This window comes from Azospirillum brasilense (genome assembly GCF_022023855.1).
Lineage (GTDB): Bacteria > Pseudomonadota > Alphaproteobacteria > Azospirillales > Azospirillaceae > Azospirillum > Azospirillum brasilense_F.
Map to the genome: position 1 here is coordinate 43,415 of NZ_CP059450.1, position 18,974 is coordinate 62,388.

Annotated in this window: 20 protein-coding genes; 7 read left to right on the top strand and 13 right to left on the bottom strand. The window is 68.6% G+C overall.

Annotated elements, in window-relative coordinates; all coding sequences use genetic code 11:
* Positions 1 to 38: 38 nt before the first annotated feature.
* Both H1Q64_RS13600 and dgcN read left to right on the top strand, forming a co-directional pair.
* Entirely contained in the window at positions 39 to 2,114 is a 2,076-nt protein-coding gene (locus H1Q64_RS13600) for a TRAP transporter permease (protein ID WP_237905756.1), read from the top strand.
* 51 nt (positions 2,115 to 2,165) lie between these two features.
* Positions 2,166 to 3,179, top strand: coding sequence for an N-acetyltransferase DgcN (gene dgcN, locus H1Q64_RS13605; protein ID WP_237905757.1), 1,014 nt, complete (start codon positions 2,166 to 2,168; stop codon positions 3,177 to 3,179).
* A 2-nt stretch (positions 3,180 to 3,181) separates the two neighbouring features.
* On the opposite strand, the gene H1Q64_RS33835 is transcribed toward dgcN, so the two are convergent.
* Positions 3,182 to 3,307: a hypothetical protein gene (locus H1Q64_RS33835; RefSeq protein WP_269145388.1), complete on the bottom strand. Its 126-nt coding sequence runs from the start codon at positions 3,305 to 3,307 to the stop codon at positions 3,182 to 3,184.
* A 1-nt stretch (position 3,308) separates the two neighbouring features.
* Here H1Q64_RS33835 and H1Q64_RS13610 point away from each other — a divergent pair, with 1 nt between their 5' ends.
* Entirely contained in the window at positions 3,309 to 3,734 is a 426-nt protein-coding gene (locus H1Q64_RS13610; protein WP_094304876.1) for an NUDIX hydrolase, read from the top strand.
* Positions 3,735 to 3,750: 16 nt separating this feature from the next.
* On the opposite strand, the gene H1Q64_RS13615 is transcribed toward H1Q64_RS13610, so the two are convergent.
* From H1Q64_RS13615 to H1Q64_RS13630, 4 genes are all read right to left on the bottom strand, one after another.
* On the bottom strand, positions 3,751 to 7,014 hold the full coding sequence (locus H1Q64_RS13615; RefSeq protein WP_237905758.1) for an efflux RND transporter permease subunit: 3,264 nt from the start codon (positions 7,012 to 7,014) through the stop codon (positions 3,751 to 3,753).
* A gap of 14 nt (positions 7,015 to 7,028) precedes the next feature.
* Positions 7,029 to 8,189, bottom strand: coding sequence for an efflux RND transporter periplasmic adaptor subunit (locus tag H1Q64_RS13620; protein ID WP_237905759.1), 1,161 nt, complete (start codon positions 8,187 to 8,189; stop codon positions 7,029 to 7,031).
* 185 nt (positions 8,190 to 8,374) lie between these two features.
* Positions 8,375 to 8,533 carry a hypothetical protein gene (locus H1Q64_RS13625; protein ID WP_419468841.1) on the bottom strand — a complete coding sequence of 53 codons (159 nt, stop codon included), beginning with the start codon at positions 8,531 to 8,533 and terminating at the stop codon, positions 8,375 to 8,377.
* A 41-nt stretch (positions 8,534 to 8,574) separates the two neighbouring features.
* Positions 8,575 to 9,117: a carboxymuconolactone decarboxylase family protein gene (locus H1Q64_RS13630; RefSeq protein WP_237905760.1), complete on the bottom strand. Its 543-nt coding sequence runs from the start codon at positions 9,115 to 9,117 to the stop codon at positions 8,575 to 8,577.
* Between the two features lie 120 nt (positions 9,118 to 9,237).
* On the opposite strand from H1Q64_RS13630, the gene H1Q64_RS13635 reads away from it, so the two are divergent.
* On the top strand, positions 9,238 to 10,068 hold the full coding sequence (locus tag H1Q64_RS13635) for an AraC family transcriptional regulator (RefSeq protein WP_237905761.1): 831 nt from the start codon (positions 9,238 to 9,240) through the stop codon (positions 10,066 to 10,068).
* Between the two features lie 146 nt (positions 10,069 to 10,214).
* Positions 10,215 to 10,817 (top strand): histidine phosphatase family protein, encoded by a 603-nt coding sequence (locus tag H1Q64_RS13640; protein ID WP_237905762.1) that lies wholly within the window; start codon positions 10,215 to 10,217, stop codon positions 10,815 to 10,817.
* Positions 10,818 to 10,978: 161 nt separating this feature from the next.
* Here the strand turns inward: H1Q64_RS13640 and H1Q64_RS13645 are convergent, their stop codons facing one another.
* From H1Q64_RS13645 to H1Q64_RS13680, 8 genes are all read right to left on the bottom strand, one after another.
* Positions 10,979 to 11,251, bottom strand: coding sequence for a ribbon-helix-helix domain-containing protein (locus H1Q64_RS13645; protein ID WP_237905763.1), 273 nt, complete (start codon positions 11,249 to 11,251; stop codon positions 10,979 to 10,981).
* A 177-nt stretch (positions 11,252 to 11,428) separates the two neighbouring features.
* Positions 11,429 to 11,680, bottom strand: coding sequence for a hypothetical protein (locus H1Q64_RS13650; RefSeq protein WP_014197510.1), 252 nt, complete (start codon positions 11,678 to 11,680; stop codon positions 11,429 to 11,431).
* A 111-nt stretch (positions 11,681 to 11,791) separates the two neighbouring features.
* Positions 11,792 to 11,947, bottom strand: a complete 156-nt coding sequence (locus H1Q64_RS13655; RefSeq protein WP_014197509.1) for a hypothetical protein — start codon at positions 11,945 to 11,947, stop codon at positions 11,792 to 11,794.
* 65 nt (positions 11,948 to 12,012) lie between these two features.
* Positions 12,013 to 13,191, bottom strand: a complete 1,179-nt coding sequence (locus tag H1Q64_RS13660) for an NAD(P)/FAD-dependent oxidoreductase (protein WP_237905764.1) — start codon at positions 13,189 to 13,191, stop codon at positions 12,013 to 12,015.
* 103 nt (positions 13,192 to 13,294) lie between these two features.
* Complete coding sequence (locus H1Q64_RS13665) at positions 13,295 to 13,627, bottom strand: HNH endonuclease (RefSeq protein ID WP_237905765.1); 333 nt, start codon at positions 13,625 to 13,627, stop codon at positions 13,295 to 13,297.
* A gap of 21 nt (positions 13,628 to 13,648) precedes the next feature.
* The gene (locus H1Q64_RS13670; RefSeq protein WP_014197506.1) at positions 13,649 to 15,010 is read right to left on the bottom strand and encodes an ATP-binding protein; all 1,362 of its coding nucleotides are present in this window, start codon (positions 15,008 to 15,010) and stop codon (positions 13,649 to 13,651) included.
* A 49-nt stretch (positions 15,011 to 15,059) separates the two neighbouring features.
* Complete coding sequence (locus tag H1Q64_RS13675) at positions 15,060 to 15,758, bottom strand: response regulator (protein WP_035676932.1); 699 nt, start codon at positions 15,756 to 15,758, stop codon at positions 15,060 to 15,062.
* A gap of 99 nt (positions 15,759 to 15,857) precedes the next feature.
* Positions 15,858 to 18,014, bottom strand: a complete 2,157-nt coding sequence (locus H1Q64_RS13680; RefSeq protein WP_237905766.1) for an ATP-binding protein — start codon at positions 18,012 to 18,014, stop codon at positions 15,858 to 15,860.
* 324 nt (positions 18,015 to 18,338) lie between these two features.
* On the opposite strand from H1Q64_RS13680, the gene H1Q64_RS13685 reads away from it, so the two are divergent.
* Together H1Q64_RS13685 and H1Q64_RS13690 are read left to right on the top strand one after the other, a co-directional pair.
* Positions 18,339 to 18,545 (top strand): cold-shock protein, encoded by a 207-nt coding sequence (locus H1Q64_RS13685; RefSeq protein WP_014197503.1) that lies wholly within the window; start codon positions 18,339 to 18,341, stop codon positions 18,543 to 18,545.
* Between the two features lie 152 nt (positions 18,546 to 18,697).
* Positions 18,698 to 18,958 (top strand): hypothetical protein, encoded by a 261-nt coding sequence (locus H1Q64_RS13690; RefSeq protein ID WP_237905767.1) that lies wholly within the window; start codon positions 18,698 to 18,700, stop codon positions 18,956 to 18,958.
* Positions 18,959 to 18,974: the final 16 nt, after the last annotated feature.

Below are 18,974 nucleotides of genomic sequence, written 5' to 3' on the forward strand. Positions count from 1 at the left end.
CAAGCCCCCGGCCCCGCCCGATTCATTCTGGAGCATCCATGACCGATACCCATCGCGACCCGCCGCCCGACATCCGGCTGGAGTCCGCGTCCATGGAACTCGACGAGGCCAAGGCGCGGGAGCTGGAGGAGAAGTTCGACTCCGAAATCCGCTTCCGGCCGCTGTCCCCGCTGGCGGGACATCTGGTCGGCGGCCTGCTGATTATTCTGTCGCTGTTCCACTACTACACCGCCGGGTTCGGCCTGCTGGCGGAGATGGAGCACCGCGGCATCCATCTGTCCTTCGTGCTGGGCCTCGTCTTCCTGGTCTTCCCCTTCACCAAGCGCGGCTACGGCGAGCCGGTGATGGGCACGCTGCTGCGCCCGCTGGGCATCGGCCTTCAGGATTGGGCGCTGGCCATCGGCGCGGTCGTCGCGGTGATGCACGTCCCGCTGATCCCGCTGGACGATCTGGCCTTCCGCGTCGGCAACCCGACCACCACCGACGTGATCCTCGGTTCCATCCTGATCATCGTGCTGCTGGAGGCGACCCGCCGGTCGGTCGGCTGGCCGCTGCCGATCATCGCGTCGATCTTCATGCTCTACGCGATCTGGGGGCCGCAGATGCCGGGGCTGCTGAAGCATCCCGGCGCCACGGTGTCGCAGCTCGTCGATCACCTGTACCTGACGACGCAAGGCATTTACGGCATCGCGCTGGGGGTGGTGGCGACCTACGTCTTCCATTTCGTGCTGTTCGGCGTCTTCGCCACGCGCATCGGGCTGGGTCAGCTCTTCCTCGACTGCGCGGCCTGGGTGGCCGGGCGCTACGCGGGCGGTCCGGCCAAGGTCGCCATCTTCGGGTCGGCGCTGTTCGGCATGATCTCCGGCTCCTCGGTCGCCAACACGGTGACGGTGGGCTCGCTGACCATCCCGGCGATGAAGCGTCTGGGCTACAAGCCGCATTTCGCCGCCGCCGTGGAATCGACGGCCTCGACCGGCGGGCAGATCACCCCGCCGATCATGGGGGCCGCCGCCTTCCTGATGATCGAGTTCCTGGGCCTGCCCTACACGACGATCATCCTGGCGGCCATCGTCCCGGCCTTCATGCATTTCTTCGGCGTGCTGGTTCAGGTGCATCTGGAAGCCAAGCGCAACGGCCTGCGCGGCCTGCGCCCCGACGAGATGCCGGACCTGAAGGAAGCCTTCCGCCGCGACTGGCCGACGGTCATCCCGCTGGTGGTGCTGATCGGCATCCTGATCGCCGGCTACACCCCCTATCTGGCGGCCTTCTGGGGCATCACCCTGTGCATCGCGGTCGGCCTGCTGAACCCGCGCAAGCGCATGACCATCCGTGAGGTTCTGGACGGCTTGCGCGACGGCGCCAAATACGCGCTGGCGGTCGGCGCCGCGGCCGCTTCCGTGGGCATCATCGTCGGCGTGGTCACGCTGACCGGGGTCGGCTTCAAGATCTCCTACATCGTCACCTCCACCGCCGGCGAGATGGCCGGGGTGTTCGGCGCCTTCCTGCCGGGCTGGCTGGCCGACGTGAAGGGGCTGACGCTGCTGTTCACCCTGATCATGACGGGCATCGTCTGCATTCTGATGGGCTGCGGCATCCCGACGACGGCCAACTACATCATCATGGCGACCATCGCCGCCCCGGCGCTCGGCCTGCTTGGCGTGGCGCCGATCGTCGCGCACTTCTTCGTCTTCTATTACGGCGTGCTGGCGGACATCACGCCGCCGGTCGCGCTGGCCGCCTACGCGGCGGCGGGCATGGCGGGAGCGGACCCCTTCAAGACCGGCAACACCGCCTTCCGGCTGGGTCTGGCGAAGGCTCTGGTGCCCTTCGTCTTCGTCTTCTCGCCGTCGCTCCTTCTGGTGGCGCCGGGCTTCACCTGGCCGGACTTCCTCATCGCCTTCTTCGGCTGCATCGTCGGCATCGTCTGCCTGGGCGCCACGCTCACCGGCTGGCTGCTGACCACCATGCGGGCCTGGGAACGGGTGCTGCTGGGGTTTGCCGCCATCCTGCTGGTCGCGCCGGAGCTGTATTCGTCGCTGCTGGGGCTGGCGCTGATCGTGCCCGTCCTGCTCCGCCAGATGTCCGCCCGCCGCCTGACGCCGGAAACGGCCTGAGCCCCGAAGCCGCCTGACAAGAACAACCGGTCTCTTCGAGAGGACCCGATCATGAACATTCCCCATCCCTACCTGATGTTCCTGGGCGATGTGCAGGACCAGCTCGGCGCCAAGACGGCGCAGGGCATCGTGGACTGGCGGCGCGACTGGTGCCTCGGCCAGATCCGGCTGGAGGGCTGCAAGGCCGACCTCGGCATTCCCGACATGACCATCGCGGAGGCGGCGGGGCAGGGCGCCCGCACGCTGGTGGTCGGCGTGGTGAACGCCGGCGGCGTCCTGCCGGAGCATTGGACGAGCGTCATCGTCCAGGCCATCGAGGCCGGCATGGACGTGGCGAGCGGCCTGCACACCCGGTTGGAAAGCATCCCGGCCATCGCCGAGGCGGCGGCGCGTCATGGCCGCCAGCTCTTCAACGTGCGCCATTCCGACGAGCGCTTCGCCACCGGCAAGGGGACCAAGCGTCCGGGCCGGCGGCTGCTGACGGTCGGCACCGACTGCTCCGTGGGGAAGAAATACACGGCGTTGGCCTTGGAGAAGGAAATGCGTGCCCGCGGCATGGACGCCGATTTCCGGGCCACCGGCCAGACCGGCGTCTTCATCTCCGGGCGTGGGGTCGCCATCGACGCGGTGGTGGCGGACTTCATCTCCGGTGCGGTGGAATGGATCGCCCCGGCGGCGGACCCGGCCCACTGGGACCTGATCGAGGGGCAAGGCTCGCTCTACCATCCGTCCTTCGCGGGTGTGTCGCTGGGGCTGCTGCACGGCGCCCAGCCCGACGCCTTCGTCGTCTGCCATGAGCCGACCCGCAGCACCATGCGCGGCGTGCAGCACCCGCTGCCGTCGATCCAGGAGGTCATCGACCTGACCATCCGCTGCGGGCAACTGACCAACCCGGCCATCCGCCCGGTCGGAATCGCCATCAACACCAAGGCCTATGGCGAGGACGAGGCGCGCGCCTGTTTGGAGGCGGCGGCCAAGGCCCATAACCTTCCGGCCAGCGATCCTATCCGGTTTGGCGTAGGCGAAATTATTGACCGTCTGACGGAAGAATTTGCCACTGAGTAACGTTAATAGGGGATGATCATGGTGCCGATGGGCGGCACGAAGCACAGCCGCCCATCGTCATAAGAATGATCGCCCGCCATCCCGTTCAGCCGAATTGGATCGCGGGTCCGGCCTTCCCACTTGGACATGATGAGCAGCCGCACTCCCGCCACCCAATACGCCGCCCTTCCTTTCCGCCTTCGCAACGGCCGGCCGGAAATCCTGCTGGTCACGTCGCGGGAAACCAAGCGGTGGATCATCCCCAAGGGGTGGGCGGAGGAGGGCGTGAAGCCCTGCGCCATGGCGGCGCGGGAGGCCTACGAGGAAGCCGGCGTGCGGGGCACCGTCGATCACCGGCCCTTCGGCAATTTCCGCTACATGAAGCGGCTGAGCGTCAACAAGTCGGTCCTGTGCGCGGTGACCGTCTTCCTGCTGGAAGTCGACGAGGTGCTGGACGAGTGGCCCGAGAAGGGCCAGCGCGAGCGCCGTTGGTTGACGCCGTCCCAGGCCGCCCTGGCCGTTGGGGAAAGCGGCCTCGTGGAGATGCTGCTGCGGCTGGGCATTCCGCCGGACTGAGCCCGTCCGGCGCAGCTCACCGTTCGGGAGCGGATGTCCCTGGAACCTCCTCGCCGGCCCGACGGTACCCTCCGGACCGGTTGGTGTCCGTCCCGGATTGGGGATGGACAGGCTGCTCTTCCGTGCTTGGGGAGGGATGCTGGTTGACGGCCAGCGGCCCGCTGAACAGGCCGCGGATCACCGTATAGAACACCGGGGTGAAGATCAGGCCGAACAGGGTGACCCCCAGCATCCCCATGAACACCGCGGTGCCCAGCGACTGGCGCATCTCCGCCCCGGCCCCTTGCGCGATCATCAGCGGCACGACGCCCAGGATGAAGGCGAAGGACGTCATCAGGATCGGGCGAAGCCGGGTGCGCGCCGCCGCGACCGCGGCCTCGAAGCGGTCCTTGCCCTCGAACAGCTCGTTCTGGCGGGCGAATTCGACGATGAGGATGGCGTTCTTGGCGGCCAGCCCGACCAGCACGACGAAACCCACCTGCGCCAGGATGTCCACCGCCAGCCCGCGCATCAGCAGCCCGGTCACCGAGGCCAGCAGGCACATCGGCACGATCAGGATGACCGACAGCGGCATCGCCCAGCTCTCGTACTGCGCGGCCAGCACCAGGAAGACGAAGACGACGGACAGGCCGAACACCAGCAGGCCGGTGTTGCCCGCGGCCTTCTCCTGATAAGCCAGCTCGGTCCATTCGAAGCCGAAGCCGTCCGGCAGGGTGTCGGCCGCCGCCTTCTCCATCGCCGCCAGGGCGTAGCCGGTGGAGTAGCCGGGCAGCGTGTTCCCCTGAAGCTCCGCCGCCGGATAGAGGTTGTAGCGGGCGACGCGGTAGGGTCCGGTGATGTTCTGGAACTCCGCCACCGCGCCGATCGGGACCATGTCGCCCTGCGCGTTGCGGGTCTTCAGGTTGGCGATGTCGCGCGGGGTCTGACGGAACCGCCCGTCGGCCTGCGCGGTCACCCGGTAGGTGCGGCCCAGCAGGTTGAACTCGTTGACGAAGGCGGAGCCGACGTAGATCTGCAGCGCCTCGAACACCTGATCGGCGGTGACGCCCAGCATTTCCGCGCGCTGGCGGTCGATGTCCGCGAAGACCTTCGGCGTCTTGGTGTTGAACAGCGAGAACACGCCGACGAGGCCTGGGATGCGGTTCGCCGCGGCGGACAGCTCGTTCACCGCCTCCTCAAGCGCGGGCAGTCCGCGGCCCCGCTTGTCCTCGACCATCATCTTGAAGCCGCCGGAATTGCCGATGCCGCGCACGGGCGGCGGCGGGATGGTGATGATGAAGGCGTCCTCGATGGCGCCCAGCCGGGTCCTCAGGTCGCCCAGCACGGACTCCGCGGTCTGGCCATTGGGGATGCGGTCGGCGAACGGGGCGAGGGTGACGAAGATCGCCCCGGCGTTCGGCGCGTTGGTGAAGGTGGCGCCGTCGAAGCCGGCGAAGGGCACGGCGTGGATCACCCCCGGCGTCTTCAACAGCGTATCGACCGCGGTGCGCACCACCTCGTCCGTGCGAGCCAGCGACGAGCCGGGCGGCAACTGCACCACCGTGATGAGATAGCCCTGGTCCTGGTTCGGGATGAACCCCGTCGGCGCCCGGCTGAACTGCCACGCCGTCAGGGCGAGCAGAACGCCGTAGACCGCCAGCACGATCACCGGCAGCCGCACCAGACGCCCGGTCAGCCCGGCATAGCCGTTGGACAGCCGGTCGAATCCCCGGTTGAAGCCGCGGAAGAAGGCATGGACCGGGCGCGTCAAAGGTGACGGCTTGGGCGGATGCTCCTCGTGCGGTTTGAACAGCAGGGCGCACAGCGCCGGGCTGAGGGTCAGCGACACCAGGCAGGAGATCACCGTGGCGGTCGCGATGGTCACGGCGAACTGGCGGAAGAACTGGCCGGAAATGCCGCTGACCAGCGCCGCCGGGATGAACACGGCGGTGAGCACCAGGGCGATGGCGATTAGCGCGCCGCCGACCTCGTTCATCGTCTCGTGCGCGGCGTCCTTGGGCTTCATGCCCTGGCGGATGAACCGCTCGACATTCTCCACCACGACGATAGCGTCGTCCACGACGATGCCGATCGCCAGCACCAGCCCGAACAGCGACAGCGTGTTCAGCGAATAGCCGAGCGCGGCCAGGACCGTGAAGGTGCCGATCAGCGAGACGGGGATGGCGGCGATCGGCACGATGGAGGCGCGCCACGTCTGCAGGAACAGGATGACGACGACGACCACGAGCGCCACGGCCTCGAAGATCGTCTTGTAGACCTCCTCCACCGACTGCGCGATGAACTCCGTCGGGTTGTAGACGACGTCATAGCGCATGCCGCTGGGAAAGCCCTTGGACAGGTCCGCCATGGTCGCCAGGATGCGGTCGGCGGTCTCCAGCGCGTTGGAGCCCGGCCTCTGGAAGATGACCAGCGGCACCGCCTGCTGGCGGTCCAGATAGGCGTTGAGGTTGTAGTCCTGCGCCCCCAGCTCGACCCGGGCCACGTCGCGCAGACGGGTGACCGCGGCCCCGTCGGTCTTGACGATGATGTTGCCGAACTCGCGCGGGTCGGTCAGGCGGCCCAGCGTCTCGACGTTGAGCTGGAAGGCGCCGGGCGTCGGCACCGGCGGCTGGTTGATGACGCCGCCCGACACCTGCACGTTCTGCGCCTGGATCGCCCGCACCACGTCGCCGGCGGTCAGGCCGCGCGCTGCCACCCGGTCGGGGTCGAGCCAGACCCGCATGGCGTAGTCACGGGCGCCGAACACCTGGATGTCGCCCACCCCGTCCAGGCGCGCCAGCACGTCCTTGATCTGCAGCAACGCGTAATTGGACATGTAGAGCTGGTCGCGCGTCCCGTCCGGTGAGTTCAGGTGGATCACCATCAGCATGTCGGGCGAGTTCTTGCGCACGGTCACGCCGATGCGCCGCACATCCTCCGGCAGGCGGGGCTCGGCCACGGCGAGGCGGTTCTGCACCAGCACCTGCGCGGTGTCCAGGTCGGTGCCCAGCTTGAAGGTGATGGTGAGCTGGAGCCGTCCGTCGCTTGTCGCCTGCGAGGCCATGTAGAGCATGTCCTCGACCCCGTTGACCTCCTGCTCGATGGGAGCGGACACGGTGTCGGCGACCACCTGCGCCGACGCGCCAGGATAGGTCGCGTTGACCACAATGGTCGGCGGGGCGATCTCCGGATACTGCGCGACCGGCAAGGTCAGATAGGCGAAAACCCCGATCAGCGTGATGAAGATGGACAGGACCGCCGCGAAGATCGGCCGGTTGATGAAGAAGTGCGAGAGGTTCATGGTCCCGGCTCCGCTCAACCGGCCGGCGGCTTGGGTGGCTCGATCCGTCCGTCCTGCGGGGTCACCTTGGCACCCGGCCGGGCCCGGACGAGGCCGTTGATGATGACCTTGTCCGTCTCCTCCAGCCCGGAGCGCACGACGCGCAACCCGTCCTCAATGGGACCGAGGCGCACGGGCTTCGGCACCACCGTTCCGTCGTCGGCGACCGTCAGGACGATCTTGTTGGCCTGATCGCTGACCACGGCCTGATCAGGAATCAGCGTGGCGGTGTAGCGGTCGGACCCGGGCAGGCGCAGCCGCCCGAACTGGCCGGGCGTCAGCAGCAGCGACGGGTTGGGAAAGACGGCGCGGGCACGGATGGTGCCGGCGCCGGGGCTCACCTGGTTGTCGATGAAGTTCAGCGTGCCCTTCAGGGGCCAGCTCTGCTCGTCGAACAGGCGGCCTTCGACCTCGACGCCGCCGTCGCGTTGCGACTTCAGCGCGCCGCGCGCCGCCGCCCGCTGGTAGGCGAGGTAGTCGGCTTCGCTCATGTCGAAGGTGAAGTAGATGGGATCGAGCGAGACGATGGTGGTCAACAGGGTCGTCGTGCTGGTGTCCCCGCCGACGATGAGGTTGCCGACGCTGACCTCGCGCCGGCTGATGCGGCCGGCGATCGGGGCGGTGATGCGGGTGAAGTTCAGGTTCAACTCGGCCGTCCGGACGGCGGCCTTCGCCACCTCGACCCCGGCCGCGTCGACACGGACCTGCTGCTGACGCTCGTCGAACACGCTGGCCGCGACGTTGTCGCTGCGCCGCAGCTCCGACGCGCGGGCGAGCTGGCGGTTCGACAGGTCCAGCTTGGCTTCGGCCTGCTGCTGCTCCGCCCGCGCTGAGGCCAGAGCCGCCTCGAACGGCCGCGGGTCGATGACGAACAGCGGATCGCCCTGCTTGACGAGTTGCCCGTCCTGGAACGCGATGGAGTCGAGATAGCCGCTGACCCGTGCCCGGATCTCCACGAAGTCCACCGCCTGGAACTGGCCGGTGAACTCGTCCCATTCGACGATCTCCTTGCGCAGCGGCGGGCTGACCGTCACCGGCGGTGGGGCATTCTGGGCGGTGTCGGCGGCATGGGCGCGGTGGCCGGATGGGCCGGCCATTCCCAGGCCGCCGACCGCCGCGATGGCGATAAGGAGCATCGCCGGACCGGCCTTCATCCAGAATGCGGCTTTGCTTGTCCCCACCACCATCATGGCCGCCTTCGCTCCCGCTTCAGGAACATCGATGGTTGCATGGATCGGCGGAGTTCCACAGCGCGCGAAAGCTGCGGCCGCCACCCGTTATAAAAGAGAACGGAAAGGCTGATCGGCGAGCCCGGACGGGATCAAACAGGGATGGGGGTGGCGGCGAGGCTTGCGTTGACGTCGTGGACCTGCGTGCGCTCGCCGCCGCCCGGGTTGTCGCGGATGGCCTCGACGATGACCTCCGCGGCGTCGGTCGCCAGACCTTTCATCGTCTCGGCGCTGAAGGCTTTCAGCGGCATGGCGCGCGGTTGCGCCTTCAGATGCTCGATCAGGGCCGAGGTCAGGCCGGAAGGGCCGGCGCCTTGGGGAAGTCGAGGTCGGTTTCGATCAGGTTGTTGGCGTAGTTGGTCAGGATGCCGCCGACGGTGTTGGCCAGCACCTCCAGGATGGTGGCATCGTCGAGCCCGGCCGCCCGGACGGCCTCGAGCACCACCGTCGGGACGCGCCCACGGTTGTCCACGATGGACCTGGCCAGCGTCACGATGGCGTTCGAGCGCGGGTCCTCCGTCTGGCCGGCGCGTGCCGCCAGCACCTCCGTCTCGCTCAGCCCAGCCGCCCTGCCGCTCAGGCTGTGGGCGGAAAGGCAGTAGTCGCAGCCGTTCGCCTGCGCGACGGCCAGCGCGATGCGCTCCCGATCCTTGGCGGACAAGGCGCCTCCGGCCAGCGCGCCGGTGACGGCCAGATAGCTGCCGAGCGCCGCGGGGGACTGCGCCAGCGTGGCCAGCACGTTCGGTACCTTTCCGATCTTCGCCTTGATGGCGGCGAGTTGCGGAGCGACTGCGGCGGGCGGGTTGCTGCGGTCGACGGGAATGATGCGGGCCATGGGAGTCTGTCCTTCCAAATCGGTGAGGCGACCCGATGCCGCCTCGACATGGGCAGAGGATAGCCGTACGATCCGCAATAGATCGTCCGATTTTGTTTGCAGATCGTCCGAAAGGCCACCATGAACCAGCCGGACCGTTTGGCTGCCGCCTTGCAGCGTGTGCGCATAACCGCGCGGGTGTTTCACGCCGGCGGATTCTGCGGGACGGGCGCCGTGCTGGGCGAGCGCGCCGGCGGCCATCTTCACCTGCTGAGGGGCGGGCGCCTGGGTCTGGAGAGCGGACGGGGGCGTCCCCTTGAGGTGAGGGGACCAGCGGCCATCCTCCTGCCGCGGGCGCACCGCCATCACCTGACCACCGAAATGGGCACCACCGATACGGACGGGCGGAGCGAGGCGGCCACGGTGGATCTCGTCTGCGCCGACATCGACCTCGGCGGCCTGCGCAACCCGCTGGAGCATGGACTGCCCGACGTCATGGTCGTCCCGCTCGATCAGGTGCAGGCCTTGGCCGCGGTGCTGGAGTTGCTGTTCGACGAGGCGGGAGGGCAGGGATGCGGCCGTCAGGTCATCCTGGATCGGCTGGCGGAGGTCGCGATCGTCCATGTGCTGCGCCACGCCATTGAACGGGCGGACGGCCGCACGGGATTGCTGGCCGGTCTGGCCCATCCTGCGCTGTCCCGCGTGTTGGTCCGGTCCGGTTGCATGAGCAAACCATCGGCGGCCTGGACCCTGGAACGCATGGCGGACGAGGCTGGCATGTCGCGCAGCGTCTTCGCCGAAACCTTCGCCGAGGTGGTGGGCATGACGCCGGGCCACTATCTGCGGAGCTGGCGCCTTCAATTGGCGAGAGCCCGCCTGGCCGAGGGGGCGACGCTGAAGCAGGCGGCTCGCGACGTTGGCTACGCCAGCCATGCCGCGCTGTCGCGGGCCCTGTCGGCAAGCGTGTCGTAGGGAGCCGCTCCGCGGGTGGGACGTCCCGGATGCGAGACACGGCGACGCCGTCTGGTGGCAGAGTGGCGGGCCGCAAGGCGACCTGGGCTTTCGGCTCGCCGGACCAATATTGACCTCATCAATTTGTCATCAACCGCGATGGTCCGATGCTGAAGCCGTTCCGCCGCAGGTCACTTGCCCTTATCGCCATTGCCCGCGTGGCCATTGCCGTTTTGATCGCGTGTTCCGCTTCGGCGGGTTCAGCCGCAGATCCTGGCAAGGTCGATCCAAGGGGATTGATCATTCTCATGAGGCACGCGGAGGCGCCCGGAGTCGGCGATCCGCCGAATTTTCAGCTCCGCGACTGTGCGACCCAGCGCAACTTGGACGCGAACGGCCGCGAGCAGGCACGGCGGGTCGGTGATCGGCTGCGCAGCCTCGCGGTCGGGGAGGCCACGGTCTATTCAAGCCAATGGTGTCGATGCCTGGAAACGGCGCGGCTTCTCGATGTCGGTGCGGTGCGGGAGCTTCCGGTGCTCAACTCCTTCTTCGAGCGGCGTGAGGGGCAGGATGCGCAGATGGCCTCGTTGCGCCGCTTTCTGGCGGGACTGCCGGCCGATGGTGCGCCGGTCGTGCTGGTGACTCATCAGGTGGTTGTGACCGCGCTGACCGGTGTCTTCCCGGCGTCCGGAGAATCGGTTCTCCTGCGGGCGAACGGGACGGACAAGCCGGCCATCGAAGAGCGCCTCAAAACCGACGGCTCCAGGTAGACGCTCCAGATGGATGGTTGGCGCGTTGAAACCCACGGGTCACGGCGCCAGCACCGTGACCCGTGGACCTGGACAACATCGGACGGTTCCGGGCGCCGTCGAGCACCCTTTGCGCTTAAGAACCCTTTGCGCTTCCAAGGCCGGCCGGGAATGCCCCCCTGTTACTCGGCCGCGATGGCCAAGGGGGCATAAGAGGATTCCTGTGATTTTGGCGTGGCCGCCCTGAAGTATTCCAGCACGTAGACCCGTACCGCGCTGGACAGGTTGTTGGCATCCACAGCCTCCACCCGCTCGGCGAGGCGGTTGCACAGTTCGCCCACCGTCAGGCTTTCCTTCTGCGCGATTTCCTCCAGCCCTTCCCAGAAGGCGGTCTCCAGCCGCATGCTGGTGCGCTTTCCGGCGACATAGACGTTTCTGAGCTTCTTCGATGACATGGCAGGACCGTTGCGCGACTGGTTGCACTCTTATGTGTGAAGCGTCGCGGAGTCCGAGCCGAAAAACATGTGATGAACTTCACATAAAACGCAGGTGGTCATGGCGCGGGACCATAAGGTCACAGGGTGTGCCATCAGCCGCCGTCGCCTTGATTCGGATCGCAGGAGGCTCGGCGCCTACGCCTCCAAAACGGATTCGACATCCGACAGGTCGCTCAGCCGGCGGGCCAGCTTGTCCGTGCACTGGATTTCCAGGATGCCGAAGCCGGCGTTGGGCGCGATCGCGTGCAGGTCGCCGGCCATGCCGTTCTGGCTGGCGAAGCGCTTGACCCGCTCCACCATGGCATCGCGCTCGGGCCTGCCCGGACGCAGGCCGGGCAGGGGGCGCGTAAACAGGATCTTGTAGCGTTTGAACATGGCGTGAGCCATGGGAGGGGCTCCCGGCCTGGGTGGGGCCTGATTGGGGACGGACGCGCCAGGGGGTGTGGCACGCCCGCCCCCGCCGGTGCAAGCCCTTCGGGCCGGCCTCAGTCCCCAGCGTCAGTCCTTGGTCGGCTCCACATTCTCCGCGCCCTTGCGGGTGCCGCCGAAACGGTCGGCACCCTTGGCGTCGGGGGCGTCCGGCTTCTTGTGGTTGCCGGTGTTCTGCTGGTCGTCGGTGTGCTTGACGGTCTCTTCGGTGTGGGGCTGCTTCATCGCGGGGCCTCTTGCTCCGTTCGGAAAGGTGACCCCATCAACCGGTCAGGCTCGTACCCGTTCCCTCAGATCACATTCGTCTCCAGCAGGGGGCGGTTCTCCACCAGACGGTCGTAGGCGAAGGCCGACAGGTTCAGGCTGCGGTAGGCGCCGGTCGTGATCAGCTCCGCCAGTCCGCGTCCGGCGCCCGGCGCCTGTTGCAGGCCATGGCCGCTGAAGCCGTTGCAGAACAGGAAGTTGCGAAGCTCCGGATGCGGCCCGATGATCGCGTTCTGGTCGATCTCGTTGTATTCGTAGAAGCCGGCCCAGGCGTTGGTGACCTTGATCGCTTCGAAGGCGGGGACGCGCTCGGCCAGCGCCGGCCACATCATCTCCTCGAACAGATCGTGCTCCACCGTCAGGTCGTCGGTGTCCGGGTCGCGATCGGCGGGCGGCGGGGCGCCGCAGATGAACTGCTTGCCTTCGGGCCGGAACCACACGCCGGACGGGTCGATGACCAGCGGGCAGCCGGGAAGCTCCTCGCGGCAGTCGAACACAAAGACGCAGCGCTTGCGCGCCGCCACCGGCAGGTCCACCCCGGCCATGGTGGCGACGCGGCGGGCCTGCGGCCCGGCGGCGTTGACCGCCACCCCGCAGGACAGCCGCTGCCCGTCGGCCAGACGCACCGCGGTGACCTTGCCTTCGGCGGCGTCGATGCCCGCGACCTCCCCGGCGATCATGGCGACGCCCAGCGCCTTGGCCTTGCGGCGGAAGGCCTGCATCAGGCTGTAGCCGTCGAACCAGCCCTCCCCGGACAGGCCGAGCGAGCCGAGCGCGATCCCTTCCACCGACAGCCAGGGGAAGCGGGCGGTCAGGTCCTCCGGCGACAGCAGCGCCACGTCGGCGCCGCAGGACAGCTGGATGGCGTTGTTCCGGCGCAGGATGTCCGCCCCGGCCCCGGTCGCCAGATAGAGATAGCCCGGCTCGCGCAGGCCCAGATCCACTGGGTCGCCGTCCACGGACAGATGCTGCGTCGCGTTGCGGATGAAGGATAGGCCGAACTGCGACAGCGCGATGTTCGCCGGCGTCGAGAACTGTTGCCGGATCGAGCTGGCCGACAGGGCGGAGGAGGCGCGCTGGTAGGTCGGGTCCCGCTCCACCACCGCGACGCTGCCGCCGAAGCCAGGGTCGTTCGCCAGGAAATAGGCGACCGCGCAGCCCATCACACCACCGCCGACGATCACGACGTCGTACCGATCCGCCATCGAACGCTCCCGAATTAACCTTGTTTATCGTTCCGGTGATCGGGCCAGAAGGCGGGGCCGCCGTCAAGAGGGCTCAGGAGGGCCGGCGCTCACCGCCCGGCGTTCAGAGCCCGGCGATGGCGCGGGCGACGGTCATCCATTCGTCGCCCGGCTCGGCGTCGCGCAGGGCCAGCAGGGGCGGCCAGACGCCCAATCGGCTGCGCCGGCGCTCGGTGACGAAGCGGTCGATCTCCTCCGGCGTCGGCAGGCGGTCAGACTTTCGCTGGTTGCAGCGGCGGTGCGCCAGCACGACGTTCGGCGCTGCGTCGAGGCCGCCATAGGCCAGCGGAATCAGATGGTCGAAGGTCGCCTTGGCCCCCACCGGCTCCCCGCAATAGAAGCAGCGTCCGCCTTGCTGGACGTCCATGAGGCGGTACTCGTCGGGACTGACGGGCATGGCGGCGTCCTTCGAAAATTTTCACACCGGCAGGCGGATCAGCACGCGCAGGCCGCCGTAGGGGCTGTCGCTGAGCGTGATGTCGCCGCCGTGGCTGCGGGCGACGTCGCGGGCGATGGTCAGCCCCAGCCCGGCCCCGCCGGTCGCCTGGTTGCGGGAACTGTCCAGGCGGAAGAAGGGCTTGAACACGTCGTCGCGGGAGGCCTGCGGGATGCCCGGCCCGTCGTCGTCCACCAGGATGTCGATGAAGCCGTGCTCGCGCTCCGCCCGCACCCAGATGCGGTCGCCGTGGCGCCGCGCGTTGGACAGCAGGTTGGCGAGGCAGCGCCGCGTCGCGTTGGGGCGCAGCGGCAGGGTCAGCCCGTCCGGTGCCGTCAGGGCCACCTCCGCCCCCTCGCGGCGGACGCCGGAGACCACCTCGTTGAGGATGCGGGTCAGGTCGGTCGGCTGGACGGCCTCCGTCCCCTCGCCGCGGGCGAAGGCCAGATAGCCCTCGATCATCGTCTCCATCTCGGTGACGTCGGTCAGAAGCTCTTCGACCTCCGGCCCGTCGCCGATCATGTCCAACGCCAGCTTCATGCGGGTCAGCGGCGTGCGCAGATCGTGGCTGACTCCGGCCAGCATCTCCGTCCGCTGGGTGATCTGGCGGTGGATGCGCTCGCGCATGCGCAGGAAGGCGACGGCGGCCTGCCGCACCTCGGTCGCTCCCTCCGGCTTGAAGTTGCGCACGTCGCGGCCCTTGCCCAGGGCGTCCGCGGCGGCGGCCAGCCGCTTGATGGGGCGGATCTGGTTGCGCATGAAGATGATGGCGACGGTGAACAGCACCAGGGCCGAACCGACCATCCACAGGATGAAGATGTAGCTGGTCGGGCTGAACAGGCGGCGCTCCGGCGACATCACCGACAGCACGCCGTCCGGCATCTGCACGCGGATCTCGTACCATTCGCGGGTGATTCGGGTGTTGATGGCGAAGGGTCGCCGCACCCGCTCGTGCAGCGCCTTGCTGAGCGTGTTCTCCAGCATGCCGCGCAGCTTCGGCGGGTGGTCGGGCAGGGTGCTGCCGGGCTCCAGCGTCACGATCAGGTCGGTGCTGCGCGCGGTGGCGGCCAGCGTCCAGTTGCGGCCCTCCGGAGTCGGGTCGTGCTCCAGCATGCCGATGACCATGGCGATGTCGCCGGCCACCGCGAAGGCCAGCCGGTTCGTCATGGTGTCCCAGTGCCGGTCGTAGAAGATCCAGGTGGCCACCGCCTGGGCCAGGATGACCGGCGTCACGATGATCAGCAGCGAGCGGCCAAACAGCGTGCGCGGCAGGAACCGCTTCAGCAGCCCCGTCTGCTCGCGGCGCGGCATCGGCATCGGTGCGGCGGCGGTGTCGGTGGTCATGGTCCTGGTCCTAGTGCTCTGGGTCCTCTGGGTGCTCCGGCGGCCCCTGTTACGGGTCCGGCCTCAACACATAGCCCTCGCCGCGCACCGTATGGAGGTAGCGCGGCTCCCGCGGGTCGGGTTCGATCTTGCGGCGCAGCCGGGTCACCTGCACGTCGATGGTGCGGGCGTTGCCGGCGACCTTGCTGCGCTCCGTCAACTCCTCGCGTGAGAAGATGGTGCCGGGGGAGGCGGCGAGCACGCGCAGCAGCCCCGCCTCCGCGGTGGTCAGCCGGACCACCTCCTCGCCCGCCCGCAGCTCGTCGCGATCGGGCAGGTAGATCATCGGGCCGAGCTTCACCGGCTGCGGCGGCACCGGGTCCGCCGGTCGGCTGGCCTGACGGCGCAGGATCGAGTTGATGCGCAGCAGCAGCTCGCGCGGGTTGAAGGGCTTGGCGAGATAGTCATCGGCCCCGGCCTCCAGCCCGGCGATGCGGTCGTCCGGCTCGCCCCGCGCGGTCAGCAGCAGGATGGGCAGGTCGCGCTCCCGCCGCAGCGATTCGGTCAGCTCCAGCCCGGTCTCGCCTGGCATCATGATGTCGAGGACCAGCAGGTCGAAGGCGAGCCCGGCCAGCTTGGCCCGCGCCTCCGCGGCGTCCTTCGCGGTGGCCACCAGGAAGCCGTTGCCGGCGAGATACTTGCGCAGCAGCTCGCGCAGGCGGGTGTCGTCATCGACGACCAGGATGTGGGGCTGGTCTTCTTCGGTCATGGCGCGACTGTAGCGCAACCGCACCCCCCGCACCAAGGGAAGCGGCGCCGGCCAGACCACGCATCAGAACGCGCATCAGGTTGCGCATTGGGCTCCGTATCAAGCCGCCGCATCGGCGCCCGCGGTCAGCTCCGCCAGGGTGGACAGGATGCGGTTGGGCGCCGCGGGCTTGGTCAGCACGAGGCAGCCCGCGTCCTTGGCGGCGCGCACGAGGTCGGCGGACAGTTCCCCGGTCAGCAGGATGGCCGGAACCTCCCGTCCCAGCACCCCGCGAAGGGTCTGGATGCCGCTCAACCCGTCGGTGCCGCCGGGCAGCCGGTAGTCGCTGAGGATCGCCGAAGGCGCCTGAAGCGTGGCCTGCGCGGCGGCGAGGGCGGAATCGAAACTCTCCGCCGCCATCACTCCCGCTCCGGCCTGCTCCAGCAGCAGGGTCAGGGAACTGCGCTGCAGCGGATCGTCCTCGACCACCAGCACCCGCCGTCCGGCCAGACGGCCGGGGGAGGACTCGGCGGCGCGAGACAGTGGGGCGGGGTCCGCCGATCGGGCAACCGCCATCGGTGCCGGGACCGCGGGGGCCGGAACGCGGGGCAGGGTGACCGCGAAGACCGAGCCGCGGCCGACCCGCGACCTGACCTCCAGCGGGTGTCCGAGCAGGTGGGCGGTGCGCTCCACGATGGACAGGCCGAGGCCGGCGCCGCGCGACCCGTCACGGGCGGGGTTGCCGATCTGGTAGAATTCCTCCCAGATCGTGCCCAGCTCGGCGGCGGCGATGCCTTGGCCGCTGTCCCAGATTTCCACCCGCAGGCCGTCGCCGCGCCGCCGCGCCCCGACGATCACCCCGCCGCGCGCCGTGTACTTGACGGCGTTGGAGAGCAGGTTGCGCAGGATCGGCTGCAACCGCGCGGGGTCGCTGAGCACCCAGGCGGTGGTAAGCATCACGATCAGCCGCAGGCCCTTGCCCTCGGCCTCCCCCCGCAGCTCGGCGGCGAGCTGGTCGAGCAGCGGGGCGAGCGGGAAGGCGCTGATCTCCACCGGCACCACGCCGGCCTCCAGCCGCGACAGGGTCAGCAGATCGTCGAGCAGCCGCTGCCCGGCCTGGAGCGACGCCGAGGCCATGGCGCCCAACTGCTGGAGCGTCGGGTTCGGCGCCTCCTTCAGCAGCAGTTCGTGGAAGGCGGCGAGACCTTGCAGGGGTTGGCGCAGGTCGTGGCTGACGGTCGCCAGCACCTTCATCTTGGCGAGGCTGGCCATCTCCGCGCTGCGCAGGGCCTTCTCCAGGTCCGCCGTACGTTGGCGGACGCGGTCGTCAAGGCTCTGGTTGGCGCGCAGAAGCTCCGCCCGGACCGCGTCCTCCCGCCGGGCGCCGGCCAGGGCGAAGACGAACAGCACCAACGCCCCGGTCAAGATGCCGCCGCTGACCGCCGTGGTCCACAGGGCGCGTTCCCGCCAGGGGGCCAGCACTTCGGCCAGGGGGCGGCTCGCCACCACGACGATCGGGAAACCGGTCAGCATTCGCGCGGCGGTGATCTGCGTGCCCTCGATGATCGCCGGGCCGTCCGGCGGGTCCCAGGGCTGGGGCCAGGCGGTGGTGGGGGGCTCGACGGCGCTGTCCGGCGGCCATTCCGCGAGCTTCTCCTTGCTGCTGGTGAACAGGGCCAGACGCGCGCCCTCGCCCCATCCGGCCTCGCCGTACATCTGCGAGAAGTAGGTGTTCTGGATGCCCGCCACCGCGATCGCCTGGAGGGTTCCCTCTTCGTCGCGCAGGGCGCGGCTGATGGTGAAGCGTCCCTGGCTGACGCCAGGGCCGGGCAGGTGAGACCCGACATGCAGGCCCGGAGGCGGTCCCCGCGTGGAGTCCAGATGGGCCTGGGCATAGTCCCGATCCGACAGGTCGCGGGGAGGGGAAGGGTGCTCCGCGCTGTCCAGAATCAGCCGCCCCCGCGCGTCGAGCACCCAAACGCCGTTGATCTGCGGCAGGCGCTCCGCGCGGGCGCGCATCGCCGCCTGGATGCGCTGCCCTTCGGCGCGGTCGTGGCGGTCCCACCGCTCCAGCGCGTCCAGCAGCATGCGCAACTGGGCGTCCCCGGCTTCGATGGCGCGGCTGGCGTGCTCGTCCAGCAGATGGGCGGTGGCGGCGAACTCCCGGCGGGCCTGTTCCAGCGTGGCGTGGCGGTCGCGGGACACCGACAGGGCGGACACGCCGACGCACAGGGCGGCAAAGGTCAGGAACGCGGCCACGAGATGGGCACGCTGCATGCCGCCGGCTCCTTCAGGAAAGCTAAGACAAAAGAATCGGGTTGCCAAAATCATGGGCTAAGCAACAAGCCGGGGACAACTCCGCCGAAGGGCAGGGACGACACCGACGAACGAGGCAAGAGTCGTGAGTCGAAGCAAGTGCGCAGGGCTTTGCCCGAAGGGTTCGGGTTGCATCACGGCCTTTCGATCCCCACATGAAAAGAGTCGAATTTCTTTGGGTCTACGGTCCGCTTGCAGATCGCTGCGTCTGGTCCTTCCCCTCGGTGATTTGATGTGAACCCGTGGCACGAGCGCCATGGGAAACCTCGTTCAAGGAACTACCAGATGGCTACTGGAACCGTGAAATGGTTCAACACCACCAAGGGCTACGGCTTCATCCAGCCGGATGACGGGACGGCCGACGTGTTCGTCCACATCTCCGCCGTTGAGCGGTCGGGCATCAACATTCATGAAGGCCAGAAGCTGTCCTACGAACTCCAGCGCGACCCCAAGAAGGGCAAGAGCGCCGCGGCCAACCTGAAGGAAGCGTGATTTTAAGCTCCGATTTTTGTCGGAGCCGCTCTTCAGGGGCCGGTTGCCCCCAACCTGTAACAGCCGCTTCACAAAAGAAACGCATGCTCCATGGACCACCGGGACTGCCCGGATGGTGCCATGGGGCACGATGACGATCACAGGAGGCATGCATGGCATCCGATAACCGCAGCGCGGATCGGAATGATCTCGACTCCATGACCCGCGAGTTTCTTGCGAAGGGGGGCAAAATCGTTCAGTGCCCGCCGGGGTCCTCGGACAGCGTGGTGTACAAGCGCACGTCCTTCCGCCGCCGCGGCGCCGCGAACGCCGCGGGCAAGGAAGGGGCGGAGGGCGCCGCCGGCGCCCCGCCGGCGGATGCGGCTCCTGCCGCCAACACCACCACGGAAGCGACCCCGGCCAAGGACAGCTGACCGAAGGCTGGCCCGA